The organism is Curtobacterium citri, from assembly GCF_030362955.1.
In the GTDB taxonomy this organism is placed as follows: Bacteria; Actinomycetota; Actinomycetes; order Actinomycetales; family Microbacteriaceae; genus Curtobacterium; species Curtobacterium citri.
In genome coordinates, this window is record NZ_JAUCML010000003.1 from 418,182 (window position 1) to 442,590 (window position 24,409).

The 24,409-nt window shown below is 71.6% G+C and carries 25 protein-coding genes and 1 tRNA gene; 10 read left to right on the forward strand and 16 right to left on the reverse strand.

Annotation, left to right across the window (positions count from 1 at the left end; genetic code table 11):
• The first annotated feature begins 1 nt into the window (after window position 1).
• On the forward strand, window positions 2-868 hold the full coding sequence (locus QUG92_RS06920) for a rhomboid family intramembrane serine protease (RefSeq protein ID WP_182045854.1): 867 nt from the start codon (window positions 2-4) through the stop codon (window positions 866-868).
• 336 nt (window positions 869-1,204) lie between these two features.
• On the opposite strand, the gene QUG92_RS06925 is transcribed toward QUG92_RS06920, so the two are convergent.
• Window positions 1,205-1,459, reverse strand: coding sequence for a cell division protein CrgA (locus tag QUG92_RS06925; RefSeq protein WP_069712652.1), 255 nt, complete (start codon window positions 1,457-1,459; stop codon window positions 1,205-1,207).
• A gap of 82 nt (window positions 1,460-1,541) precedes the next feature.
• Between QUG92_RS06925 and QUG92_RS06930 the strand changes: the two genes are divergently transcribed.
• Window positions 1,542-2,186 (forward strand): anthranilate synthase component II, encoded by a 645-nt coding sequence (locus tag QUG92_RS06930; protein ID WP_069712653.1) that lies wholly within the window; start codon window positions 1,542-1,544, stop codon window positions 2,184-2,186.
• Window positions 2,187-2,343: 157 nt separating this feature from the next.
• Here QUG92_RS06930 and pknB read toward each other — a convergent pair whose 3' ends face one another.
• From pknB to QUG92_RS06965, 7 genes are all read right to left on the reverse strand, one after another.
• Window positions 2,344-4,179: a Stk1 family PASTA domain-containing Ser/Thr kinase gene (gene pknB, locus QUG92_RS06935; RefSeq protein ID WP_259346072.1), complete on the reverse strand. Its 1,836-nt coding sequence runs from the start codon at window positions 4,177-4,179 to the stop codon at window positions 2,344-2,346.
• A 121-nt stretch (window positions 4,180-4,300) separates the two neighbouring features.
• On the reverse strand, window positions 4,301-6,070 hold the full coding sequence (locus tag QUG92_RS06940) for a protein kinase domain-containing protein (protein ID WP_289458317.1): 1,770 nt from the start codon (window positions 6,068-6,070) through the stop codon (window positions 4,301-4,303).
• Window positions 6,067-7,521, reverse strand: a complete 1,455-nt coding sequence (locus tag QUG92_RS06945) for a peptidoglycan D,D-transpeptidase FtsI family protein (protein WP_182045856.1) — start codon at window positions 7,519-7,521, stop codon at window positions 6,067-6,069. Before QUG92_RS06945 ends, QUG92_RS06940 begins: the two co-directional genes overlap by 4 nt.
• Entirely contained in the window at window positions 7,518-8,957 is a 1,440-nt protein-coding gene (locus QUG92_RS06950; protein WP_182045857.1) for an FtsW/RodA/SpoVE family cell cycle protein, read from the reverse strand. Before QUG92_RS06950 ends, QUG92_RS06945 begins: the two co-directional genes overlap by 4 nt.
• Window positions 8,954-10,324, reverse strand: coding sequence for a Stp1/IreP family PP2C-type Ser/Thr phosphatase (locus tag QUG92_RS06955; RefSeq protein ID WP_182045858.1), 1,371 nt, complete (start codon window positions 10,322-10,324; stop codon window positions 8,954-8,956). Before QUG92_RS06955 ends, QUG92_RS06950 begins: the two co-directional genes overlap by 4 nt.
• A gap of 7 nt (window positions 10,325-10,331) precedes the next feature.
• Window positions 10,332-10,889, reverse strand: coding sequence for an FHA domain-containing protein FhaB/FipA (locus tag QUG92_RS06960; protein WP_182045859.1), 558 nt, complete (start codon window positions 10,887-10,889; stop codon window positions 10,332-10,334).
• Window positions 10,886-11,566 (reverse strand): FHA domain-containing protein, encoded by a 681-nt coding sequence (locus QUG92_RS06965; RefSeq protein ID WP_289458326.1) that lies wholly within the window; start codon window positions 11,564-11,566, stop codon window positions 10,886-10,888. Before QUG92_RS06965 ends, QUG92_RS06960 begins: the two co-directional genes overlap by 4 nt.
• 110 nt (window positions 11,567-11,676) lie before the next feature.
• Here QUG92_RS06965 and QUG92_RS06970 point away from each other — a divergent pair.
• Window positions 11,677-11,763 (forward strand) — tRNA-Leu (locus QUG92_RS06970).
• A 296-nt stretch (window positions 11,764-12,059) separates the two neighbouring features.
• Window positions 12,060-13,055: a matrixin family metalloprotease gene (locus tag QUG92_RS06975; protein ID WP_182045861.1), complete on the forward strand. Its 996-nt coding sequence runs from the start codon at window positions 12,060-12,062 to the stop codon at window positions 13,053-13,055.
• A gap of 2 nt (window positions 13,056-13,057) precedes the next feature.
• Here QUG92_RS06975 and QUG92_RS06980 read toward each other — a convergent pair whose 3' ends face one another.
• From QUG92_RS06980 to QUG92_RS06990, 3 genes are all read right to left on the reverse strand, one after another.
• Entirely contained in the window at window positions 13,058-13,744 is a 687-nt protein-coding gene (locus QUG92_RS06980) for a response regulator (protein WP_069712661.1), read from the reverse strand.
• Window positions 13,741-15,030, reverse strand: a complete 1,290-nt coding sequence (locus tag QUG92_RS06985; RefSeq protein ID WP_289458330.1) for a sensor histidine kinase — start codon at window positions 15,028-15,030, stop codon at window positions 13,741-13,743. Before QUG92_RS06985 ends, QUG92_RS06980 begins: the two co-directional genes overlap by 4 nt.
• Before the next feature lie 300 nt (window positions 15,031-15,330).
• Window positions 15,331-16,014, reverse strand: a complete 684-nt coding sequence (locus tag QUG92_RS06990) for an SDR family NAD(P)-dependent oxidoreductase (RefSeq protein ID WP_289458332.1) — start codon at window positions 16,012-16,014, stop codon at window positions 15,331-15,333.
• 148 nt (window positions 16,015-16,162) lie between these two features.
• Here QUG92_RS06990 and QUG92_RS06995 point away from each other — a divergent pair, with 148 nt between their 5' ends.
• Window positions 16,163-17,044 carry a manganese catalase gene (locus tag QUG92_RS06995; RefSeq protein WP_069712663.1) on the forward strand — a complete coding sequence of 294 codons (882 nt, stop codon included), beginning with the start codon at window positions 16,163-16,165 and terminating at the stop codon, window positions 17,042-17,044.
• Between the two features lie 98 nt (window positions 17,045-17,142).
• Here QUG92_RS06995 and QUG92_RS07000 read toward each other — a convergent pair whose 3' ends face one another.
• The 3 genes from QUG92_RS07000 to QUG92_RS07010 all read right to left on the reverse strand — a co-directional run bounded on the left by QUG92_RS07000 (window position 17,143) and on the right by QUG92_RS07010 (window position 18,488).
• Entirely contained in the window at window positions 17,143-17,457 is a 315-nt protein-coding gene (locus QUG92_RS07000; RefSeq protein ID WP_289458335.1) for a hypothetical protein, read from the reverse strand.
• Between the two features lie 11 nt (window positions 17,458-17,468).
• The gene (locus QUG92_RS07005; RefSeq protein WP_289458337.1) at window positions 17,469-17,909 is read right to left on the reverse strand and encodes an Hsp20/alpha crystallin family protein; all 441 of its coding nucleotides are present in this window, start codon (window positions 17,907-17,909) and stop codon (window positions 17,469-17,471) included.
• Window positions 17,910-18,017: 108 nt separating this feature from the next.
• A complete protein-coding gene (locus QUG92_RS07010) occupies window positions 18,018-18,488 on the reverse strand; it encodes a MarR family winged helix-turn-helix transcriptional regulator (protein ID WP_182045867.1) in 471 nt (156 codons plus the stop codon).
• Between the two features lie 62 nt (window positions 18,489-18,550).
• On the opposite strand from QUG92_RS07010, the gene QUG92_RS07015 reads away from it, so the two are divergent.
• Together QUG92_RS07015 and QUG92_RS07020 are read left to right on the forward strand one after the other, a co-directional pair.
• Window positions 18,551-19,078: a phenolic acid decarboxylase gene (locus QUG92_RS07015; protein ID WP_069712667.1), complete on the forward strand. Its 528-nt coding sequence runs from the start codon at window positions 18,551-18,553 to the stop codon at window positions 19,076-19,078.
• Window positions 19,078-19,869, forward strand: a complete 792-nt coding sequence (locus QUG92_RS07020; RefSeq protein WP_289458341.1) for an alpha/beta hydrolase — start codon at window positions 19,078-19,080, stop codon at window positions 19,867-19,869. Before QUG92_RS07015 ends, QUG92_RS07020 begins: the two co-directional genes overlap by 1 nt.
• Before the next feature lie 50 nt (window positions 19,870-19,919).
• On the opposite strand, the gene mgrA is transcribed toward QUG92_RS07020, so the two are convergent.
• Window positions 19,920-20,963, reverse strand: a complete 1,044-nt coding sequence (gene mgrA, locus QUG92_RS07025; RefSeq protein ID WP_069712668.1) for an L-glyceraldehyde 3-phosphate reductase — start codon at window positions 20,961-20,963, stop codon at window positions 19,920-19,922.
• A gap of 154 nt (window positions 20,964-21,117) precedes the next feature.
• On the opposite strand from mgrA, the gene QUG92_RS07030 reads away from it, so the two are divergent.
• From QUG92_RS07030 to QUG92_RS07040, 3 genes are all read left to right on the forward strand, one after another.
• Entirely contained in the window at window positions 21,118-21,300 is a 183-nt protein-coding gene (locus QUG92_RS07030; protein ID WP_289458344.1) for a hypothetical protein, read from the forward strand.
• A 47-nt stretch (window positions 21,301-21,347) separates the two neighbouring features.
• Window positions 21,348-21,905: a MarR family winged helix-turn-helix transcriptional regulator gene (locus tag QUG92_RS07035; RefSeq protein WP_289458348.1), complete on the forward strand. Its 558-nt coding sequence runs from the start codon at window positions 21,348-21,350 to the stop codon at window positions 21,903-21,905.
• Window positions 21,906-21,981: 76 nt separating this feature from the next.
• Window positions 21,982-22,596, forward strand: a complete 615-nt coding sequence (locus QUG92_RS07040; protein ID WP_182045873.1) for a TetR/AcrR family transcriptional regulator — start codon at window positions 21,982-21,984, stop codon at window positions 22,594-22,596.
• Between the two features lie 102 nt (window positions 22,597-22,698).
• On the opposite strand, the gene QUG92_RS07045 is transcribed toward QUG92_RS07040, so the two are convergent.
• Window positions 22,699-24,402, reverse strand: coding sequence for a beta-N-acetylhexosaminidase (locus QUG92_RS07045; protein ID WP_289458350.1), 1,704 nt, complete (start codon window positions 24,400-24,402; stop codon window positions 22,699-22,701).
• Window positions 24,403-24,409: the final 7 nt, after the last annotated feature.

A 24,409-nucleotide genomic window follows, 5' to 3' on the forward strand; every position in this document is an offset into this window, starting at 1 on the left:
GGTGACCGACCAGGGCTCCGACCGGGCGAACTACTGCTACCGGCACCCCGACCGGCAGAGCTTCATCCTCTGCCAGCGGTGCGGACGGACGATCTGCACCGAGTGCCAGACGCCGGCCGCCGTGGGTGTGCACTGTCCGGAGTGCGTGCGTGAGCAGCGGGCGCAGTTCCAGTCGAACCGTCGCGCGTCCGGCGCACCGAGCAGCCTGACGGTCGCTCGGCGCCGGTTCGCGATGGTCGACCAGAAGGCGACCGTGGTGATCATCGCCGTCTCCGTCGTCATCTGGTTGGTGAACCTGCTCTCCGGCGGCCTCGTCAACCAGTGGTTGGCCTACTGGACGCCGCTGGTGGGCACGCAGCCGTGGCGCCTCGTCACCGGCCTGTTCGTGCACTCCTCGTTCCTGCACATCGCGTTCAACATGCTCGCGGTGTTCATCTTCGGGCGGATGCTCGAGAACCTGCTCGGCACGTGGCGCTTCCTGGCGCTGTACTTCCTGGCCGGGCTCGGTGGCGACCTCGCCGTCTCCCTGTTGACGCCGGGGACGCCGGTGGTCGGAGCCTCGGGCGCCATCTTCGGGTTGTTCGCGGCGTTCTTCGTGATCCAGCGGAGCCTCGGCAACAACGCCGTGCAGCTCCTGGTCATCATGGGCCTCAACCTGCTGCTCGGCTTCCTGCCCGGGGCGAACATCTCCTGGCAGGCGCACGTCGGCGGGATCGTCCTCGGGTTCGTCACGGGGTTCGTGTTCTCGAAGACCCGGAACATCCGGCAGCGCCGGCTGCAGGTCGGCCTGCTCGTGGCCGAAGCGGTGGTGCTCGTCGCCGGCATCGGCGCCGCGTACCTCACCGTCGGCGGCTACGTGATCGGCTGATCGGCCGCACGGCTCCTCGAACGCCCCGCTCCACCACTCGGTGGAGCGGGGCGTTCGTTCGTTCTCCACACCTCGGGCGCGAATTCTCCACAACTGGGGGCATCTCGGTGAGTTACACCGATGTGATTATCCCCACTGTGGACTCCGCTGTGGATAACTCGGGGGCCGGGATGTGGATGACCGTGTGGAATGTGTGGAGAACTGTGGACAAGCCACCGTTCTGGTGTGGACGAGCGTGCATCAGCGACCGCGACCCTGTGGAGAGCGCGATCGAGGCCGGAACGACGACGCCCGCCGTACCGAGGGGTACGACGGGCGTGTGGTGGTCGGAGAGGGTCAGCGCCACCGGGTGGTCATGAGGAACCCGACGAACATGATGCCGAAGCCGATGAGGATGTTCCAGGAACCGAGGGTCGGCACCGGCAGGGTCGTGTTCGAGATGTAGAAGACGATCACCCACGCGAGGCCGACGAGCATGAAGCCGAACATGACCGGCTTGAACCACACGGGGTTGGGCTGGTCACCCGCCGTGTCGACCGAGTCGGCTCGGGTCCTCCGGGCGGGCTTGGTGCGGTCCTTGTCCTTGGCCATGGCCGGTATCCTACCGTGACCGCGTGTGTGGGAAGACCCTCAGGAGCCTGCGCACATCCCCCACGAGTACGGTGATCCGACCATGACCAAGATCCTCGTCATCGACAACTACGACAGCTTCGTCTACACGCTGAACGGGTACGTGCAGCAGCTCGGCGCCGAGACCGACGTCGTGCGCAACGACGCCTTCGCCGAGGACGAGATCGCCGAGCGCATCGCCGACTACGACGGCGTGCTGCTCTCTCCGGGTCCCGGCACACCCGCGGACGCCGGCCTGTCCATCCCGACCGTGCACGCCGCGATGGCGGTGGAGAAGCCCCTGCTCGGGGTCTGCCTCGGGCACCAGGCCATCGCCGAGGCCCTCGGGGCGACGGTGACGCACGCCGAGGAGCTCATGCACGGCAAGACGTCGCAGGTCGACCACGACGACAGCGTGCTGTTCACGGGGGTGCCGCATCCCTTCACGGCGACCCGCTACCACTCGCTCGCGATCGTCGACGGCACCGTGCCCGACGAGCTCACCGTGACCGCCCGGACCGGCGGCGGCGTCATCATGGGCGTCGAGCACCGGGACCATCCGCTCTACGGGGTCCAGTTCCACCCCGAGTCGGTCCTCACCGAGGGCGGCTACCGGATGGTCGGCAACTGGCTCGAGACCACCGGTCTCGAGGGCGCCGCGGAGCGGGCGGCCGCGCTCAACCCGCTGATCGCCGAGCACCGCGCCTGAGCGCACCGACCGCCTGCGACAGCAGCGCGTCCGGGGCGCGACGATCGCGCGAGAGGTGCGCGGCGGGGGACGGTACCGGCTGACCACGCCGGACCGGCGGGGCGGGCGCGAGCCGTGCCTCCCGGCCGGACCGAGCGGTCGCGACAGCGTGCGCGGACTACTGCCCGTCGCCGCCCTGGTCGCCGCCGCCCTGGCCGCCGTCACCCTGACCACCGTTGCCCTGGCCGCCGTCCTGCGCGGGTGCCGACGGCTGCTGCGACGGCTGCCGAACCGGAGCGGCGCAGTAGGTGAGGACGACCGTGCTGCCCTGGGCGATGTCACCCTCCGGGGCGCTCTGCTGCGTCACCGTGTTGCCCGTGCAGGTGTAGGTCGGCGACGCCTGCACGTCGAGCCCGAGGTTCGCGAGCGTCGTGTTCGCCGCCGAGATCGGCTGCTGCGTGACGTTCGGCAGCCGGACCTTGCCGTTCGACACCGTCAGGTTGACGACGGAGCCCTTCTCGAGCTGCGTGCTGCTCGCCGGGTCGGTGCTCATGACCGTGCCCTCCGGCACGTCCGGTGAGTAGTCGGAGTTGATCGCGCCGACCTCGAAGCCCGCTGCCTCGAGTGCCTGCTGGGCCGCGTCCTGGCTCTGCTTCGCCACGTCGGGCACGGCGACCTGCTCCGGTCCGAGCGACACCACCACGCGGATGCTCTGGTTGCGGGCGACGTTGGTGCCGGAGCCGGGCTCCGTGCGGATCACGGTGTCCTTCGCGACGTCGTCGGAGTTCTCGCCGACCTCCACGGCGCCGAGGTCGCGCTTCTCGAGCTCGCCGCGCGCGGAGTCCCACGTGGCACCGACGACGTTCGGCACCGACACGGACGACGACACGGGGGCCTTGCCCGGCTGGAGGTTGGCGACGAAGAAGACGACGCCGGCGATGACCGCGGCGGTGAGGATGATGCCGAGCCAGATCCACGCGACCGGCGGACGGTTCTGCGTGCGCTGCGGACGGTGTTCCGCGGTGTCGTCGTCGAGCTCGCGGAAGGCGACGGCCGGGTTCGACGTCGTGCGCGGGTTGACGCCGAACAGCATGGTCGAGGCGTCGTGCGCGGCGTTCTGCTGGAGCGTCCGCGTCGAGACCGGGACCCGACCAGCGGCGGCCTGCTGCAGGTCGGTCCGGAACTCGGCGGCGTTCTGGAACCGCCGGGTGCGGTCCTTCACCATGGCGTGGAGGGTCACGGCGTCGAGTGCCGGCGACACGTCCGGCGAGAGGGTCGACGGGGCGACCGGCTGCTCGCTGACGTGCTGGTAGGCGACGGCGACCGGCGAGTCGCCGGTGAACGGCGGTCGGCCGGTCAGGAGCTCGAAGAGCACCACGCCCGTGGAGTAGAGGTCCGTCCGGGCATCGACGGTCTCGCCGCGCGCCTGCTCCGGGGAGAAGTACGACGCGGTGCCGAGGATCGACGTCGTCTGCGCGACCGTGGCGGAGGTGTCGGTGATCGCCCGCGCGATGCCGAAGTCCATGACCTTGACCTGGCCGCTGTGCGTCACCATGACGTTCGCGGGCTTGATGTCGCGGTGCACGACGCCGGCGCGGTGCGAGTACTCGAGGGCGGTGAGGATGCCCTCGGTGATGCGGACCGCCTCGGCCGGGGCGAGCGGGCCGTCGTCGAGGACGTCGGACAGCGCGCGGCCGTCGACGTGCTCCATGACGATGTAGGGCACCTGCACCTCGGCGCCGGAGGGCTCGGTGACCGTCTCCTCGCCGGCGTCGTAGACGCGGACGATGGTCGGGTGCGCCATGCGGGCGGCGGCCTGTGCCTCCTGCCGGAAGCGGATCCGGAAGGCGGGGTCGTTCGCCAGACTCGGCTTGAGGAGCTTGACGGCGACCTTGCGTCCGAGCCGGGTGTCCGTGCCCACGTGCACCGTCGCCATGCCGCCGCGACCGATGACGTCACCGATCTCGTAGCGGTTCGCGAGGAGCGTGATCCCCGCGGTCACACCTTCAGGCACGTACTCCTCCGAATGTCCGTCCGAGTCAGTGTACGGCAGCCCTCTCTGGTGGGAGGCTGACCACGGGGGCCGCCGACGAACCGTTACACAACGGTGTCGACAGCCCCCGTTCGGGTGTCGCTCAGTTCGAGTCCTGCGGACCGCTGCTCGGGTTCGTGCCGTCGGACGGGTCCTGCGTCGGTTCGGCGGATGCCTCCCACGTGGCGGTCGCCGAGTCGGAGTTCTCCGAGGCGGCGAGCGTGCCACCGGACTGGCTCGTGCAGGTCACGTTGTACGCGAAGACGACCTGGTCGCCCGCGGCGTCCGCCTGGATCGTGACCGCGGTCGACGAGGTGTCGCCGGAGGTCGCGCCCGAGGCGTCCTTGCCGTTCGACACGGTCCACGTGTACTTCGACACCGAGTAGCCGTCCGGGCACGTCGCCGCGGACCAGCTGAAGGTGACCTGACCGGTCTCCGACACGGTGCCGGCGTCCGGGGTGTTCGGCTTGTTGGCCGTCGGCGGGGTCGTGTACTGCGTGATCGTGACGAGTGCACCCTTGGTCACGCTCCCCGTCGGGGTGAGGTCGGCCACCGTGTTCGCCTGGTCGGCGGACGGTGCCGGGCTGCCGTCCTGCACGGTCACCTCGAAGCCGAGACCGCGGAGCGCCGACGCGGCGTCGTCGGTGGCGCGGCCGACGTAGTCGCTCTTGTTGAGGAACAGGCGCGATGCCGTGGGCGTGGCGCTCGGCGTCTGGCTCGGCGGCGGGGTGGTCCGCGTCGGTGCCGGCCGAGACGACGAGGCACTCGGGTCGGGCTGGCTCGAGCCACCGAGCGCGAACGCCGCGACGACTGCGCCGATGACGAGGAGGGCGACGATGCCGACGACCCACCAGATCCAGGCGCGCTTCTTCCGCGGTTCCTCGTCCTCGGGCCCGACGGGCGAGCCCGGGGTACCGGGCGGACCACCGACCGCGCCACCGGCTTGGGTGCCGATGAGCGCCGTCGCGGCGTCGTTGCCGGCGCCCTGCGGCGGGTTGAACGCGACCGTGCCGTCGCCGCCGATCGCGGGGACCGCCACGGTGGCCGCCGCGACGTCGCCCCGGCGCAGGGCCTGGGCCGCGCGGGCGAGGTTCGCCGCGGTGGCGGGCCGGTCGGCCGGCTTCTTCGCGATGCAGGAGAGCACGAGCGCGGAGACCGGCTCGGGCACGTCGCCGGGCAGCGCGGGCGGCTGCTCGTTGATGTGCGCCATCGCGATCGCGACCTGCGACTCCCCGGTGAAGGGGCGACGGCCGGCCAGCGCCTCGTACGCGACGATGCCGAGCGAGTAGATGTCCGTGGACGGCGAGGCGGGGTGGCCACTCGCCTGTTCCGGCGACAGGTACTGCACGGTGCCCATGACCTGACCGGTGGCCGTCAGCGGCACCTGGTCGGCGATGCGGGCGATGCCGAAGTCGGTGATCTTCACCCGACCGTCGGGCGTTATGAGCAGGTTGCCGGGCTTGATGTCGCGGTGCACCAGGCCGACCGCGTGCGCGGCCTGCAGCGCGTTCGCGGTCTGCGCGACGATGTCGAGCACCTTGTCGACCGGCAGCGTGTGCTCCCGCTCGATCATGGTCGACAGTGCCTCGCCCGGGACGAGCTCCATCACGAGGTAGGCGCTGCCGTCCTCCTCGCCGTAGTCGAAGACGTTGGCGATGCCCTCGTGGTTGACGAGGGCGGCGTGCCGGGCCTCGGCGCGGAAGCGCTCGAGGAAGCCCGGGTCGCCGAGGTACTCGTCCTTCAGGATCTTGAGTGCGACGGTCCGGCCGATGACGAGGTCGGTCGCCTGCCACACCTCGCCCATGCCGCCGATCGCGACCCGGGAGGAGAGCTGGTACCGCCCACCGAAGGTGAGTCCGCTGGTGGGTCTCATTTGTTCAGCACCGCCTCCATGACCTTCTTCGCGACCGGAGCCGCGACCGTGTTGCCGACACCAGACTGCCCGAGCCCGCCGCCGTTCCCGACGACGACCGCGACGGCCACCTCGGGGTTCTTCGCCGGGGCGAACCCCGTGAACCAGAGCGTGTACGGGTCGCCCGTACCGCCTTCCGCCGTCCCGGTCTTCCCGGCGACGTCGACACCGTCGATCCTGGCATTCGTGCCGGTCCCGCTGCTGACGACGCTCTGCATCGCCTCGGTCAGGTCGGCTGCCTCGGAGCCGGACAGCGGATCGCTGTACTGCTTCGGCGAGAAGGACTGGACGGTCTTCAGGTCGCTGGTCGTGACCGAGTCGACGAGCGTCGGCTGCATGACCTTGCCACCGTTGGCGATCCCCGCCGAGACCATCGCCATCTGCAGCGGCGAGACGCGGACGCTGGCCTGGCCGAAGGCGCTCAGCATGAGCTGGGCGGTCGAGTCGACGTCGGGGTACTGGCTCGCGGTCGCGCGCATCGGGACCTCGATCGCGTCACCGAAGCCGTACTCGTCCGCGACGGACTTGATGGCGTCGTAGCCGAGCTTCTGGCCGAGCTCCGCGAAGGGGATGTTGCACGAGTTCTGGATCGCCGTGCGCAGCTTGACCGTGTCGCCACCGCCGCAGGAGCCGCCCTCGGCGTTGTTGATGTACGACGAGGTGCCCGGCAGCTGCAGGCGTGACGGATTCGGGAACTCGGAGTCGAGGTCGTACTTGCCGTCCTTGAGGGCCGCGGACGCCACGATGAGCTTGAAGACCGATCCGGGCGTGTACAGGTCGCCGCCGATCGCGCGGTTCTGGAGCGGCGTCGGGGTCTGCTGGAGCAGGGCGTCGTACTGCGCCTTGACCTCGGCGGTGTCGTGCGAGGTGAGCGCGTTCGGGTCGTAGTCGGGCTTCGACACCATCGCGAGGATCTTCCCCGTCGACGGTTCGATCGCGACGACCGCACCCGTGTTCGTGCCGAGCGCGTCGTACGCCGCCCGCTGCACGTCGGGGTCGATCGTCAGGTTGACGTTGTCGCCCTGGACGTCCTGTCCGGTCAGGATGGCGTTGAGGTTCTGGAAGAACGACGCGTCCGAGTTGCCGGAGAGCACGGCGTTCTCGGCGCTCTCGATGCCGGCGTTCCCCTGACCGATCGTGAAGTACCCGGTGACGGCCGAGTACAGCCCGCCGTTCGTGTACTTGCGCTGGTACTGGTACTGGTCGTCCGAGGGGGTCGACTCGGCGATCGGACTGCCGTCGACCAGGATCGCGCCGCGCTTGGTCGAGTAGCTGTCGAGGATCGTGCGCGAGTTCCGTGAGTCGGCGCGCAGCGAGTCGGCGGCGAAGAACTGGATGGACGTGGTCGACACGAAGAGCGCGACGAACATGAGCACGATGACGGTCGAGACGCCGCGGAGCTGTCGGTTCACCGGGTGCGCTCCTTCCTGGACGATCCGCGACCGCGAGCGGCGGCCGGGATCGCGCCCTGCTGGACGCGTTGTTCGGCGGGGATCGCGTCGGTGAGGCGCAGCAGCATCGCGGCGATGATCCAGTTGGCGATGAGCGACGATCCACCAGCGGCCATGAACGGCGTCGTGAGCCCCGTGACCGGGATGATCCGGGTGATGCCGCCGACGACGACGAAGACCTGCAGCGCGATGATGAAGCCGAAGCCCACGCCGAGGAGCTTGCCGAAGTCGTCCTGCGCCATGAACGCGACGCGCAGGCCCCGGGATGCCAGGACGATGAAGAGCGCGAGGATCGCGAAGACGCCGATGAGCCCGAGCTCCTCGCCGAGCGACGCGACGATGTAGTCCGCGTTGGCGACCGGGGTGATGTACGGACGCCCCTGCCCGAGGCCGGTCCCGGTGATGCCGCCGTTCGCGAAGCCGAACAGGCCCTGGACCAGCTGGTAGCTGCCCTGGGTCTGCCGGTCGAAGATCGTCTGGTCGAACGGGTCGAGCCACTGCTCGAACCGGCCCCGCACGTACACGAGGACCGACTGCGCGACGAGGGCGCCGCCGACGAAGAGGCCGAGGCCGATCACGACCCAGCCGAGCCGGGCCGTGGCGACGTAGATCATCACGAGGAAGAGCCCGAAGTAGAGCAGCGCCGTGCCGAGGTCGCGCTGGAACACGAGGACGGCCATCGCGGCGGCCCACATGACGAGGATCGGGCCGAGGTCGCGCGCTCGGGGGAACGTCATCCCGGCGAACTTCTTGCCCACGATCGACAGCGAGTCGCGCGCGGTCACGAGGTACCCGGCGAAGAACAGCGCCATGGTGATCTTCGCGAGCTCACCCGGCTGGAACGAGAAGGGGCCGATCCGGATCCAGACGCGCGCACCGCCGACGTTCGACCCGATGCCCGGCAGCATCGGCAGGAGGAGCAGCGCGATGGTGGCGGCCATGAAGATGTAGCGGTACCGCTGCAGGAAGCGGTGGTTCCGCACGGCCAGGAGCGTGATCGTCGCCAGGACCATGGCGAGCATCGTCCAGACGATCTGCTTGACGCCGATCGCGTCCCAGCCGGTCAGGCCGTTGTGGACGTCGATGCGGTAGATCTCGGCGATGCCGATGCCGTTGAGCACGAGCGCGATCGGCAGGACGAACGGGTCCGCGTTCTTGGCGACGACCCGGAGCACCACGTGCATGACGAGCGCGAGTCCGAGGATGCCGCCGCCGACCCACAGCACGCCGGTGTCGAACAGGCGTCCCTTGGTGCCGAGCTGCACGAGCACCATCGCACCGGCGCAGATGCCGCAGGCGATGACGAGCAGCACGAGCTCGAGGTTCCGGGCGCGGGCGGGCTCACGCAGCTTGATCGTGATCGCCTGCGTGAACGACTGCGCGGTCGCGGCGCTCACCGACGGGCTCCCGGCGACGCGGAGGGCGAGGCGCTGCCCGACGGTGCGGCGGAGCGGGACGGCGTCGGCGTGGGTGACGACGATCCGCCGTCCCCACCGGTGCCGGCCTGGTCCTGCCCGGTCTCAGCGGCCTTGCGCAGGCGGTCGACGATGTCGCGCGCGTCGGACAGGGACTGCGCGTTGATCGTCGAGCGGACGTTCTCCCGCGTGTAGTCGGGCAGCGACGAGACGGTGACGTCGGTGTCCTCGTACACGTCGGAGAGGGCGATCGGACCGATCGACTGCTGCACGCCGCGGTAGATCGCGACGGTGCCGCGGTCGGTCCCGACGTAGTAGTGCGCCTGCGTGATCCGCCAGCCGAGCCAGACGGCGCCGACGAGGGCGGCGACGGCGACCACGAGGGCGATCGTCCACGCGATCCGACGACGGATGCGTCGCCGGCGGTCCTCGGCGATGAGCTCGGCGAAGAACTGGTCGGACTCCGGCTCGAAGTGCGAGTCCTCGGGGGCGGTGGAGACCTTGAGCGGGTGGAGCAGGATCGTGGGGAGGCGGATCGGCTTGCGACCGGTCGACGCCTCGAACGTGAGCGGAGCGGCCGCGGACCCGACGGTCGTCGCGGCGTCGTCGTCGTCCTCGGGCTCGGTGTCGGTGACGTCCATGACGACGACGGTGACGTTGTCCGGGGCGCCGTGGTCGAGCGTCTCCTTGACGAGTCGCTGCGTCACCTGGTTGGCGTCCATCGTGGACGCCAGCGCGTGCCGGATCCGCTCCTCGGCCAGGTACGACGACAGACCGTCCGAGCAGAGCAGCCAGCGGTCCCCGGTCTGGATGTCCATGACGGCCGTGTCGACCTCGGGCGCGGCGTCGACGTCGCCGAGCACGCGCATGAGCACCGAGCGGCGCGGGTGCACGGCCGCCTCCTCCGGCGTGATCCGGCCGCTGTCGACCAGCCGCTGGACGAACGTGTGGTCCGACGTGATCTGCTGCAGCTCGCCGTCGCGCATCCGGTAGATGCGCGAGTCGCCGATGTGGGCGATGGCGATCTGCTCGCCGACGCGGATGAGGGCGGACACCGTGGTGCCCATGCCGGTGAGCTCCTGGTGCTCGAAGACCGTCTCGGTGACGAGCTGGTTCGCGGCGATGAGCGCGGACTGCAGGGCGAACTCGGCGTCGTGCGCGGAGGGGAACTCGCGGTCGACCTCGCGGATCCGGCGGATGGCGATCGCCGAGGCGACGTCGCCACCGGCGTGCCCGCCCATGCCGTCGGCGACGGCGAACAGGTGCGTGCCGGCGTACCCGGAGTCCTGGTTGTTGGCGCGGATGCGCCCCACGTGGGACACAGCGGCGCTCAGCGTGCGAGCCGTCATGTCCCGGTTACCGCCGCAGCTCGAACGTCGTCGTCCCGATCGTGATCGGCGTCCGTTCCGCGACGTGCACGGGAGCGGTCACCTTCTGACCGTCGACGAACGTGCCGTTCGTGGACTCGAGGTCGGACAGGACCCAGCCGTCGGCCCGGAGGTCGAGGCGGGCGTGGTTGGTCGAGGTGTAGTCGTCACGGATGACGACGTTCGACTCGCTGGAGCGCCCGATGGTGATGGGGCCGCCGCCGAGGGGCATCTCGAGGCCCTCGCGCGAGCCCTCGGTGATGACGAGCCGCGTGGGCGTGCCCGTGGCGGACGGACGCTGCTGTCCGCCGGCGGGCTGGCCGATGATCTCGGTGAACGCACCCGCCCCGGCGGGAGCCGCGGCGGCCGCTGCCGGCACCGTCGGGGTCGTCGGACCGGACGCGCCGGCCTTCGGATCGGTCGGGACGGTGCGGACGCGTTGGCCGAACAGGTCGCTCCGCAGCGCGAAGACGATCACGAAGACGAACAGCCACAGCACCGCGAGGAAGGCGAAGCGCAGGACGAGCAGGGTCAGGCCTGTGGTCATCGAGCACCTCCGTCGCTCTCGGGGATCACCCGGAACACCATACGGGTACGACCGATCTCGATGGTCGAGTCCGGCTCGACGATGGCCTGCTCGAAGCGCTGCCCGTCGAGCTTCGACCCGTTCGTGGACCCGAGGTCGTTCGCCTGGGCGTGCTCGCCGTCCCAGATGACCTCGACGTGCTTCCGGCTCGTCCCGGTGTCCGCGATGGTGATGTCGGCGTCGGTCCCGCGCCCGATCACGGTGCGGCCGCGTCGGAGCCGGTGGCGCTGCGACCCGATGTCGAGCACGGCGACCCAGGCGACGTCGCGCTGCACGGTCGAGGCGTCGATCTCGAGGAGACCGGTCGAGAGCGTGCCGTCCTGTTGCAGCCGGATCGAGACCGGGCCGGAGAACGAGTAGTTCTGCGCGACGGCGTGCTGCTGCACCATCTGCGTCAGTTCGTCAATGAGCGGCTGGCCGACGTCGTGCATGCGTGAGTGGTCCGGCGGGGCGAGCCGCACGGTGAACTCGTTGGGCACGAGGATCCGCTCGCGGGAGACCACGGCCGCCTTCGTGTCGAGCTCGCGGCGCAGGGCGCTCGAGATCTCCACGGGCTGCACGCCGGAGCGGAAGGTCTTCGCGAACGCGCCGTTCACGGCGCGCTCCAACCCACGCTCGAAGCTGTCCAAGAGGCCCATGTGTCTTCCCGGTCGTCGGTCAGGGACCCCTGCATGGTAGTGGCTGGCGCTCCTGCTCGTCTGTGCGTGGTCACGGGCACCGTCCGCCGCGTGCTAGTGTTGCCGGGCTGGCGCGAGTGGCGGAATTGGTAGACGCGCACGGTTCAGGTCCGTGTGCTGGAAACGGCGTGGGGGTTCAAGTCCCCCCTCGCGCACCAGGTGAGGAACGGCCCCCGGGAGGAATCCCGGGGGCCGTTCCGCGTTCCCGCCCGGTCGTGTCGACCCGGAAGACCCGGCCTGGAGGCTCGCCCCGCCCCCGACTCGTCGGTCACCCGGTCGGTCGGCACGGTCCGGCGCACGGCCGGGTCGAGCGGAGCGCTCGGTGCCCGGGCAACGGGGTCGACACCCGGACGGGGCATCCCGGGTCGGGGGGTTGACCACCCCGCGGAGCGTTGCGCACACTGATCGGCGTCGCTCCGGGTCCGTCCGGTGCTCGTGCCCCAGGAGGACCATCGTGCGGACGCCGTCCGTGACCGCTGCCGCGGTCGCCCTCTCGACCGTGCTCGTCGCGATCGTGTCCACGTCCGTCGGGGTCGCGCCCGCCGAGGCCGCGTCGACGTGCAGCGGTGACCGCATCACCGTCCGCGACCTCGGCCGCGGGTGCGCCGTCGAGCGCGGTACGGTCACGCTGCCGGACGGCCGTCGCTTCGTGGTGCCGTCGCCCGGCACGACCGTGTCGGCGCTCCCGGTCGCGGCCGCGGGCGCGGTCGACCCCGGGGACGTCTCGATCACGAACACGGGTCGCTCGGGCGTCGCGGTGGCGGTCGAGGGCGAGTGGTCCGGTGCGCCGGCGGCGATCCGGAAGGTCCGGAGCCTGCACGAGCGGCTGACCGGTGGTGGTACGACCGCGCACCCGATGGCGGCGACCGCGACGAAGCCCGCTCCCGCGTCGAGCTGCACGAACCGGACGTACGCGCTGCTCGGGTACCGGTGGACGTCGCCCGTCCGCTGGTCGTCGAACCCGTCCGGGGCCCGGGCGACGGACGCCGCGGCGCTCAGGGCGGCCGCGAACGCCTGGACCGGGACCCTGAAGACCTGCGGTCGGACGATCACCTCCGGTGCCGCGAACACCTACCTCGGCACGACCACGCAGGCTCCGGCCGTCACGGCGAACGGTGGGTGCGGTTCGCCGAGCGGTGCGAGCGTCACCGGGTGGGGGTCGCTGCGCTCGGGCACCCTCGCCACCACGTGCGTGTGGTCGCGTTCCGGTGTCGCGGTCGAGATGGACCAGCGGTACACGACCTCGTACGCGTGGTCGTCGTCGGCGACGTGCTCCGGCGCGCGGTTCGACCTGCGCGGCGTCGCGACGCACGAGTGGGGGCACACCTACGGGCTCGGCCACACGGCGCAGGCGTCCGGGCTCGTCATGAAGCCCGCGTCGTCGCAGTGCGACCTGGCGCAGCGCACCCTCGGGCTCGGCGACGCCCTGGGGATCGACGCCGCGAGCTGACCTCAGGCGGGGGCCGGTCCGTCCTCGCGGGCGCCCGCCAGCCCGTGGTCGTGCGCGTAGACGACGAGCTGCACGCGGTCGCGCAGCGCGAGCTTGCCGAGGATGCTCGAGATCTGCGTCTTCACGGTGGACTCGGTGACGAACTCCCGGGCGGCGATCTCCGCGTTGGAGAGCCCTCGGGAGGCCCACCCGAACACGATGCGCTCCCGGTCCGTTAGCGTCTGGAAGGCCTCGGGCTGCGGGGCCGGTGCCCGGTCGACGTCCGCGCCGAACAGCTGCGACAGGTCGTTCGGCGCGATCACCGAACTGCCCTCGTGGACGGCCCGCACCGCCGCGAACAGGAACGGCGGGGTGGTGTCCTTGAGCAGGAAGCCGCTCGCGCCGAGGCGGATCGCGGTCGCCGCCGCCGGGTCCAGCCCGAAGGTCGTGAGCACCACCACGCGGGGGAGCGGTCCCTCGACCTCGCCGGAGAAGAGCCGACGCACGGTCTCCACCCCGTCGACGCCCGCCATCCGCATGTCGAGCAGGACCACGTCGGGGTGGAGCTCGCGGACGCGGTCGAGTGCCTCGGCGCCGTCGGAGGCCTCGCCGACCACCTCCATGTCGGGCTGTGCGTCGAGCACGACGCGCAGCCCGGCGCGGAAGAGCGCCTGGTCGTCGGTGAGCAGGATGCGGATCGGGTCGGTCATCGTGTCGTCCCCCCTCGGACGTCGAACGGGATGCGGGCGCGCGCGACGAACACGGCGTCCAGCACGGCGGCGTCGAACGACCCGCCGATCGTGGTCAGTCGGGTCTGCATGCCGGTCAGCCCGCGCCCGGAACCGCGGGTGCCGGCGACCGTCGGCTGCTCGCCGGTGACGGGGCGCGCGGCGAGTTCCTCGAGTCCGAGCGCGCCGCCGACGGGCAGGGCGGCGGTCGGCACGGCGTTCTCCACCTCGAGCACGAGGTCGGCCGAGCGCCAGGTCTCGCGGACCTCGACGGAGCCGCCGGGCACCCCGTGGCGCAGCGCGTTCGTGAGCATCTCCTGCAGGACCCGTCGTGCCGCCGTGCCGTGCACCGCGCCGAGGGGCCGGGCGACACCGCGGACGGCGTGCTCGACGTCGACGCCGGCCTCGCGGATGCCGCGGACGATCTCGTCGAACGACGTCGGGTCCGCTGCGGCCTCGGACCCGTCGATGTGCCCGAGCACCTGCCGGACCTCGACGAGGGAGCTGCGGGCGGTGCTCGCGATGGTGGCGCTGACCTCGCGGATGCGGGCCTCGTCGTCGAGGAACGGCACCGAGTCGGCCTGCGCGATGATGACCGCGAGCGAGTGCCCCACGACGTCGTGGACGTCGCGGGCGATGTCGGCGCGGATGCGTTCGGCCTCGGCCTCGTCGACCGCGCGGGTGGCGACGGCCTCGGCCCGGTTCGCCACGGCCTCGGCGCGGCTCGCGGCCGCCTCGGCCTCGGCACGCCGTGCGGCCTCGGCGACCTGCGAGCGGACGGCCCGCCCGGCGAGTCCGCCGGCCCACACGGAGAGCAGGACGAGCGACGGGGCCGCGAGGACGAGGGCGACCTGGTCACTCGGCCCGTTCAGCAGCAGGGCGTAGCGGTAACCGGTCGTGGAGAGGTACATGGATGCCGAGACCCCGGCGACGACGGCGAGCATGCCGGCGACCACGGCCTCGGTGCGGGTGCCGAGGACGGCGGCGGTGCCGATGACCACGGCGATGGCGAGGTCGACGAGGGAGGGGCGCTCGCCGCCCGTGACCTGCACGGCCCCGAGGACGACCGTCATCACCATCGCGCCGCTCGGCGTCAGGCGGCGAAGGGCGATCGCGGCGCACGCGGCGACGACCGCGAGCAGGCTCGCGCGCTCGAGCTCGAGCTCGATCGGCGCGGTGAAGAGCAGCGCGGCGAGTGCGGCCCAGACGAGGTCGGCAACGATCGACCGGGTCCGCATCGGCCGGAGGAACGTGCGCCGGTCCGTCACGGCTCGATCATCGCACGACGGCCGCGCGGCCACCGGCTCACGGGACGGGCGACATCGCGACGAGCGCGACGGCGGTCACCACGACGATGGCGGCGCAGGTGGCGAGGGTGGCGATCACGTGCTTGGTCGAACTCTCCATGCCACCGAGCCTCGCCGACCGCCCGGTACCGGGGCATCGGGCGGAGGGACGAAGGCCGTCGTCCTGCAGGACGAAGCGAGCACGGCTCGTGACCCGCCACGCGTCGGACGGGAGGCCCGTGGCGGCCGCACCGCGCGCCTCCCGTCCGGCACGGCGTCCCGTCAGATCGTGAGCTGCCCGAGCACGCGGTGCGCGATCGACACGGACTCGCCGCTCACCGCGGACCGCGGTGAGGCGAGGAACGCGACCAGGTCCGCGATCTGCTGCGGGCTGGACTCCCCACCGGCGCCCCGCTGCACCTCGGCGGCCGGCTCGTCCGTCACGGAGCCGGGGTTCACGACGTTGACGGCGACGCCCGTGCCGGCCACCTGGTCGGCGAGGTTCTTCGCGATGATGCTCGTCGCCGCGTTCCGGAGCGACGTCGTGACGTTCCCGGCCAGGTAGGCGTTCTGCCCGCTGATCACCACCACGCGCCCGGACCCGGCCGCGCGCTGGTGCGGCAGCACCGCGTTCGCGACCCGCAGGAAGCCGAGGGCCTTGCCGTCGATCGCCGCCGCGACCTGCTCCGGGTCCGACGCGCGCTCGGGGTCGAGGGTGCCGGCCGCCGGCGCCGCGGTCACGACGAGGACGTCGATGCGGCCGTGCTGCTCGAACACCCGGGAGACGGCCGCGTCGACCGACTCCTGCGAGGCGGTGTCCATCGCGACGGCGTCGTCGCCGTCCGCGCTCCGCGAGGCGACCACCACCCGCGCGCCCTCCCGACGGAGGGTCTCGGCGACGGCGGCGCCGATGTACCCCCGTCCGCCGACGACGAGGGCGACACGGTCACGCAGTTCGAGGTCCATGCCGCACACCGTAGGCCGATCCGGCAGCGGCGGTCCGCGCGATCCGGCCATCGATCCCGCGCCATCCGTCCAGCCCGGACGGGCACCCAGACGGCCGCGCGGACCGTTGGCACCGACGACCCGACCGCCAGCGAAGCAGGAGAACGCGATGTACTTCCACAAGCAGGAACTCCAGTTCAAGTCGACCCCGGACAAGCCGGACGCCGTGTACGCACGCAAGCTGCAGGAGGTGCTCGGCGGTCAGTACGGCGAGATCTCCGTCGCGATGCAGTACCAGTTCCAGGCGTGGAACATGCACATGCCCGGCAAGTACCGCGACATGGTCTTCGGCATCGGTGCCGAGGAGATGGGCCACGTCGAGATGCTCGCGACGATGATCGCGCAGCTGCTCGAGAAGAGCCCCCTCGGCATCACGGAGGACGCCGTGCAGGACGACCCCACGGTCGCCGCGGTCGTCGGGGGCACCGACATCCAGCAGGGCATCGTCGCCGGCGCGGGCGCGCGCCCCGTCGACAGCAACGGCAACCCCTGGCAGGGCAGCTACATCACCGCGAGCGGCAACCTGCTCGCCGACTTCACGGCGAACGCCAACGCCGAGATGCAGGGCCGGGTCCAGGTCGCCCGGCTGTACCACATGACCGACGACCACGGCGTGCGGGACCTGCTCTCGTTCCTCCTGGCCCGCGACACGATGCACCAGAACATGTGGGCCACGGCCGCCGCCGAGCTGCGCGAGAAGGGGATCGAGGACTTCCCCGTCCCGAACAAGTTCCCGCAGGCGAAGGAGCACACGGAGTTCAGCTACCAGTACCTGAACTTCTCGGACGGGAAGCAGGCCGGTGACGGCCCGTGGGCGAGCGGTCCGTCGTTCGACGGCAAGGGCGAGTACTCGTACCACGACGGCCCCACCTCGTCGGTGCCGATGCCGCCGCCCACGCACCCGGACGTGCGGTTCTACGGCACGACCGAGCTGCCGAACGTGGTCGAGAAGACAGCCGGCCTGGTGCAGGACAAGCTGAACAAGGAGTGACGGTCACCCGGGTCGCCCGACGGGATCGTCCGGCGCGACCCGACGGCGGACGGGAGGCCCGGTGCGAGCGTGCACCGGGCCTCCCGTCCGTCAGGTGGTCACTGCTCCGCGCCCACGGTCGCCAGGGCGGCCGTGTCGTCGTCCGCAACCGGTCGCGGCGGCTCGAAGATGCCGGACCACATCCGCGTCGCGCTCCACAGAACGATGAGCGCGACCGTCCCGGCGGCCGCCGCGAGCCACGGCACGACCGGGATCTCCGACCAGGCGTCCGGCGCGACGAGCCAGGTGAGGAAGCTGCCCGTCGTGCTGCCGGCCGCGCCGAGGAGGACCGCGGTCCGGCGGTCGAGGCTCGTCACGACGAGGGCCGCCGTGACGACCGCGACGGCGAGGAGCGCGTTGATGAACGTCGTCACCGCGCCCCCGCCTACTGCTCGGCGGTGCCGACCGCGAGCTGCTGGGCGCCGCCACCGGTGGTGACGTCGATCCGGCGGGGCTTCGCCGACTCCTTGACCGGGATCGTCACGCTCAGCACGCCGTTGTCGTACGCGGCGGTGACGCGTGCGGTGTCGAGGTGGTCGCCGAGCGTCAGCTGCCGGACGAACGTGCCGGGCTGGCGTTCGCGGGTGAGCCACTGCGAGCCCTCCGGAGCACCGAGGGTGCGCTCCGCCCGGATGGTGAGCACGGAACCGTCGACGTCCACGTCGACCGAGCCCGGGTCGATGCCCGGCAGGTCGACGTCGAGGACGTAGTGGTCACCCGTGCGGTACAGGTCCATCGGCATCGAGCGCGGAGCACCGGCTCCGGCCCCGAGCAGGGAGCCGGCGAGTCGGTCGAGCTCGCGGAACGGGTCGAACTGCATCGTCATCGAGATCAACTCCTTCGTGTCCTGGTTGAGTCCCCTCGACTCAACTGCGATCTGTTGTAGCACTCTCGCCTCAGGAGTGCCGAGAGACCGCTCGGAAGCAACTGGGAGTCAGGATGCGGGCGGCGGGGTGATCTCGCGGTGCAGGCGCTCGAGGGCGGGGAGGGCGGCGGCCAGCGCGGCGCGGTCGTCCGCGGACAGGCGACCCAGGGCGTCCACGAGGACGGTGGTCGCGGCCTCGTCGTAGGTGCGGAGTCGCTCGGTCGCGAGCGGGGTCAGGTGCACGGTGGCCCGCCGTCCGTCGCCGCCGACGAGCCGCCGTTCGACGAGGCCCGCCTGCTCCATCGACGACACGAGGTTGCTGACGGTCGAGCGCGCCAGGCCGAGGCGGGACGCCAGTGCCGACGGTGCGGAGCCGGCCTCGTCGGCCCCGAGCGCCCGCATGACCTCGACCTGGGCGTCCGGGATGTCGGGCAGGCCGGCGGCGACGCGCGAGGTCCGCAGGAGCGTCCGGCGGAACGGACCGATCCGGTCGCTCAGGCGCCGTGCGACCCGTGCCGTCTCATCCCCGGTACCCCGCATGCTCGGCAGACTACCAGGCAGTTTTGTTTGCAACAAAACCACTTCGGGTGCACGCTGGGGACATGGACACCACCACCTCCGTCGAACACCCCGAACCGCCCCAGGACCTGACCGGCATCGTCGGCCACCGCTTCGTCTACACGTACGCCAACGGCTGGCAGTACGAGATGTACGTCAAGAACGCCACGACCATCGACTACCGCATCCACACCGGCCACGTCGGCGGTCGCTGGGTCAAGGACCAGACGGTCGACCTCGTCGCGCTGGCGCCCGGCGTCTACAAGGTCTCCTGGAACGAGCCGACCGGCACCAGCGTCGTCGTGAACGTCCTGCCCGAGCAGCGCGTCCTGCACGGCACCATCTTCTTCCCGCGCTGGATCGAGCTCGACGGGCAGAAGACCGTGCTCTTCCAGAACGACCACCTCGACGAGATGCAGCGGTTCCGCGACGAGGGACCGACCTACCCGATCTACGTGGTCCCCGAGTTCGCGCACATCACGCTGTTCGAGCACGTCGGCGAGGACGACGAGTCCGTGGTCGACACCGCGCCCGGCGACCTGCCGGCCGGGTGGGCGGACCGGACGAACTGATGGGTGGCGTGCCCCTGCGCGGGGTCGACCCCCGGACCACCGCGACGACCCTCGAGCACCGCGGGTCGACGATCCGCGGGTGGCAGTGGGAACCGCGGGACGGCGCCGCACGGGACGCCCCCGTCGTGCTGCTCGTCCACGGCTTCAGCGACAGCGCCCTCGGCGGTCACCAGTTGTTCGTGCAGACCGCACGGCACCTGGTCGCCCGGGGCGCGGTGGTCCGCAGCCACGACCGGCTCGGACAGGGCGCGAGCGACGGCGAGTTCGCCGACATCACCATCCGTGACGAGGTCGAGCAGGTCGTCGCGATGATCCGCGCCGCCGACCGGGGGCAGGGCGTGCACGTCGTCGCGCACAGCCTCGGCGCGGTGGAGTCGGCGCTCGCCGCGGCCCGGGTGCCGGACGCGGTCCGCAGCCTGACGCTGTGGTCGCCGGCGGGCGTCGTCGTCGACGACATCACCGAGCACGACGCGATCCAGGGCCAGCCCCTCGCCCCGGCGCGGGAGCAGGGGTGGTTCGACTTCGGTGGGATGGTGCTCGGCACGGCGTTCATCGCCGACGTCGAGGACGGTCTCGACGTGTACGCGCCCGTCGCCGACTACACCGGCCCGGCGGACGTCGTGCACGGCACCGAGGACGCGATCGTGCCGGTGTCGTACGGGCGCCGCTACGCCGAGCTCCTGCCGGGCGCCGTCCTGACGGTCGTCGAGGGGGCGGACCACGGGTGGTCGTCGGTGCCGTTCCGGCAGCGGCTGCTCGAGGTGCTCGACGCGCGGCTCGGCCTGGCCTGACGCGACCCTTCCGCCCCCGCTTCCGGAAGAGGCGGGGGCGCGGGCGGGGGTCAGCTCACCTGGCCGGAACGGGCGCCGGACCACAGGTCGACGTCGAGGACGCCGACCGAGTGCTCGTCGATCCGGCGGAGCTCGTCGTCGGTGAACGACAGGTTCCCGAGCGCCGCGACGTTCTGCTCGAGCTGCTCGACGCGCGACGCACCGATCACGAGCGAGGTCACCCGCTCGTCGCGGAGCGCCCACGCGAGCGCGAGCTGCGCCAGGCTCTGCCCGCGCTCGGACGCGATGTCGTTCAACGCCCGGAGGTGCTCGACGACCTCGTCCGTCAGGGTGCCGGCGTCGAGGGACTTGCCCGCCGCCGCGCGCGAGTCCGAGGGCACCCCGTCGAGGTACCGCCCCGTGAGCAGGCCCTGCGCGAGGGCGGTGAAGCCGATCACACCGAAGCCCAGGTCGCCGGCGGCGTCGAGGAGCCCCTCGGTCTCGATCCAGCGGTTGAGCATCGAGTACGAGGGCTGGTGGATGAGCAGCGGGGTCCCGAGGTCGCGGAGGATCGCGGCGGCCTGCCGGGAGCGCTCGGCGTCGTAGGACGAGATGCCGACGTACAGCGCCTTGCCCTGCTGCACGGCGGTGTGCAGCGCGCCCATCGTCTCCTCGAGCGGCGTCGAGGCGTCGAGGCGGTGCGAGTAGAAGACGTCGACGTAGTCGAGGCCCGTGCGCTGCAGGGACTGGTCGAGCGACGCGAGCACGTACTTCCGCGAGCCGCCGCCCTGACCGTACGGGCCGGGCCACATGTCCCACCCGGCCTTGGTCGACACCACCATCTCGTCGCGGTACGGCCGGAAGTCCTCGCGCATGAGCCGACCGAAGTTCACCTCGGCCGCGCCGTAGGGCGGCCCGTAGTTGTTGGCGAGGTCGTGGTGCGTGATGCCGAGGTCGAAGGCGCGGCGGCTGATCGCACGCTGCGTCTCGAACGGCTTGTCGTCCCCGAAGTTGTGCCAGTAGCCGAGCGAGAGCAGCGGCAGATCGAGGCCCGAGCGGCCGGTCCGGCGGTAGGGCATGGAGTCGTAGCGGTCGTCCGCGGCGATGTAGGCCATGGGACCCATCCTGGCCCCGCCCCGTGGGGTGCTGCGCGAACCGTACAGAACGCAAAAGGTTCGTTGCGCTGATCGTTCGCGCCGTGAAACAGTTCTGCCGTCCGGGCCGGACGACACCGACGGACGCCACCGACGCAGGAAGGCGGGACCACGCATGCACAGCACCTACACCGGGATGCCGAGGACCGCACGACCCACCGTGACCTCCACGCGGGTGGGCCTGACCGACCCGGCCGTCATCGACGCCTACGTGTCCCGCCGGATCCACGACCCGGCGCTCCTGTCCGTGCGGACCGAACCGTCGTACGCTGACTTCTTCACGGCGCCCACCGCGTAGCCACCCGCTCCGACCGGATCCGCCCGACAGAGAGACCCGACCCGCAGATGCCACTGACCGTCGTCCGCCGCGAGCACGTGCACCTCTACGCCCGGGAGCCGCGGTCGCGTGCGGCCAAGGTCGCCGTGGACGCCCTGCTCCGGCTGCAGCACGCCGAGGAGCAGCAACTCGAGCAGGCCCGGACCGAGAGCGGTCTGACGAAGAACGAGTTCCTGACGGTCCGGTACATGCTGCAGGCGCACCGCGACGGGCGCGCGATGGGTCCGAAGGACCTCGCGGTGATGCTCAACGTGTCGAACGCCTCGGTCACGAAGATCGTCGACGGCCTGGTGGCGAAGGGCGACATCGTCCGCGTGCCGCACCCGACCGACCGGCGCGCACAGGTGCTCGAGCCGACGGTGCAGGCCGCCGAGAAGATCGACTCGTCCTACGCCCGGTTCCACGAGGCGGTCGTGGGCGTGATGGACCACCTGTCGAGCGAGGACAACGAGGTGCTCGCGCGGTGCCTCACGCAGATCACCGACGCGCTCGCCAGCGGTGCCCCGACCCCGGTCGACGAGTACACGGTCGACCCCGACGGCGCCGCGGAGCCCATCGACTCGTAGTGCCCCGGCGTGGGTGGCGCGACGAGGGCGTCCCGACGAGGGTGGCGCGAAAACCTTCCAGCGGTAAGTTGGGGGGATGACGCACGAGGTCGACGACGACGCGACCCCGCCCCGGCGCGGCGGGTACCGCAAGGGCACCGAGCGTCGCGCCCAGATCCTCGACGAGATGATCCGGATGGTCGCCGCGCAGGGCGTGGACGCCTCGTCCCTCCGGTCGGTGGCCGACGCGCTCGGCATCACCCACGCCGCGCTCCGGCACTACTTCCCGAGCCGCGACGAACTCCTGCTCGCGGTCTACCGCGAACACGAGGTGCGCGAGCAGGACGCCCCCGACCGGATGCGGTCGGCGATCGGCGACATGCGCGAGAGCGCCTCGCGGAACCGCGAGGTGCCCGGGCTCGTGCAGCTGTACACGACCCTCGCGGCCGACGCGGTGCAGGAGGGGCACCCCGCGACGCGCGACTTCATGCGGGAGCGCTTCACCCGGCTCCGCGCGGACCTGGCGGAGCTCATCGCCGCCGACCAGGCAGCCGGACGCATCCGGGCCGACCTCGACCCGGTCGACCTGGCGAGCCTCGGCATCGCCGCGTCCGACGGTCTGCAGGTCCAGTGGCTGCTGGATCCGGAGGCCGTCGACGGTGAACGCGTGCTCCGGCTGCTCGAGACGATCATCCCGCCCGCGGACGGCTGATCCCGGCAGACTCGGGTGGATCGCGCGGTGGGGTGACCACGCGACGGACGGGAGGCGCGGTGCCGGGCCGCCCCGTGCCTCCCGTCCGTCGCATGGTGACGCCTACTGCGCCGGCGCACCGTCCGCGATGTTCGCCGTGATCGCGTCGATGTAGGCCGCGCGCTCCTCGCGGCTGTGCGGCCGTCCCGGCACGCCGGGCCGCTCCTCCCACGGTCGCGGGCCGGACTCGTGGCGGTACTCGACGCCGAGGGCGTCGAGCCGTGCGAGGTGCTCCTCGAGCCGTCGCCGGAAGTCCGCGACGTCCCGCGGTCCGGCGACGTCGGCCGACCAGAGTGCCTCGGACAGGGCGACCACGCGCGGGAACAGCTGGTAGTCGAGCCGACGGACGGTGTCGACGTGCTCGGTCCACATGTTCGCCTGGCCGCCGATGACGTGCGCGCGCTCCTCGTCGGTCAGCGAGGTGGGGACCGGGTCGAACGCGTACACGTCGTCGAGCGTCAGCACGATCGACACCGGGATCGGCTCGTTCGGCAGGTCGCTCTGGCGGTAGTCGAGGTACACCTGGTCGTCCGGCGTGGAGATGACGTCGTGCCCCCGGCGCGCTGCCGTGACCGCCCCCTGCAGACCGCGCCACGACACGACGGTCGCGGACGGCGAGAGCGTCCCGCCCTCGAGGATCTCGTCCCACCCGAATGCCCGACGGCCGTGCGACTCGAGGTGCGCGGCGAGCTGCCCGACGATCCACGCCTGCAGCTGCTCCTCGTCGTGGAGCCCGAGCTCGCGGATGCGCTCCTGGATCCGCGGGTCCTCCTCCCACTGGTCCTTCGGGCACTCGTCCCCGCCGAGCCCGATGTACTCGGAGGGGAACAGCGCGACGACCTCGTCGAACACGTCGCGGAAGAACTGCACCGTGCTGTCCTCGGCGTTCAGGACGTCGTGCGCGATGCCCCACTCCGTCCAGACGTCGAGGTCGCGCTCGGGGTGCACGCCGAGCTCCGGGTAGGCGGCGAGGGCGGCGCGGACGTGGCCCGGCGTCTCGATCTCCGGGACCACGGTGACGAAGCGGTCCTCGGCGTAGGCGACGATCTCGCGGATGTCGTCCTGGGTGTAGGAGCCGCCGTGCGGGCGGCCGTCGTACCCGGCGACCCGCAGCGTGCCGTCGGCGTCCGGGACGTGCGCGCCGACCTGCGACTCGGTGCGCCAGGAACCGACCTCGGTGAGCCGCGGGTACTTCTTGATCTCGATCCGCCAGCCCTGGTCCTCGGTGAGGTGGAAGTGCAGGCGGTTGATGCGGTGCACCGCGAGCTGGTCGACCAGGCGCAGGACCTCGGCCTTCGTGCGGAAGTGCCGGGCGACGTCGAGCATCACCCCGCGCCAGGCGAAGGCCGGGGCGTCCTCGACCACCGTCGCCGGGAGCACCCACCCGTCCGTGCGGACCCGTCCGCGGCGGTACACGTCGGCGGGCAGGAGCTGCAGCAGGGCCTGGACGCCGTAGAAGACGCCGGCCGGTGCGCCGCCGGTGACGACCACACCGTCCGTGGTGACCTCGAGCCGGAAGGCCTCGGAGCGGTCGCCCCCGGGGCCGGCCGGCAGCCCCTCGGGGTCGGTGGCGATCCGCAGGGCGACGACCGGCACGTCGGTCACTCCGCCGGCACCGAGGAGGGGCAGTCGGGTGGAGGCGCGGAGCACCTGCTGCAGGTACTGCGCGACCGGCTCGGCGGCCGGGTCCGCGGCGACGCGGGTCCGCTCGTCGAGCGTGAACGTGCCGACACCGTCGACGCGGGAGCGGGGCTGGGGGATGAGCATGCGGTGC